1 protein-coding gene is annotated in these 240 nt (G+C 32.1%); it reads right to left on the bottom strand.

Going from position 1 to position 240, the window contains the following annotated elements; all coding sequences use genetic code 11:
* Positions 1 to 33 precede the first annotated feature (33 nt).
* Positions 34 to 240 (bottom strand): hypothetical protein (locus tag RYX56_RS24960; RefSeq protein ID WP_317124467.1); only part of this gene is annotated, 207 nt, incomplete at its 5' end.

The following is a 240-nucleotide window of genomic DNA, read 5'->3' as shown; positions in this document are numbered from 1 at the left end:
AATACAAATAGGAAAATGTCCCATATAGAGGCTCTATAGGTAAAAACTTAGCAATACGTAAAGTAACATGTTCCATAGAGAATGATTAGGGTCATTAATATATGAATTCATAGTCCTTCTTACATGAATGAACTGTTTCCAATGTGTTAAACTTGAAAAAGAACCCATTAGAATGAAGGTGATTGTGTTGAAAATAAAATCTATCGAACCAACGCCAAGTCCTAATACGATGAAGATCAT

Source organism: Alkalihalophilus lindianensis (genome assembly GCF_032843265.1).
GTDB lineage: Bacteria > Bacillota > Bacilli > Bacillales > Bacillaceae_D > Alkalihalophilus > Alkalihalophilus lindianensis.
The sequence above is the reverse complement of the archived record's forward strand: the minus strand, read 5'-3'. Positions and strand labels throughout refer to the sequence as shown.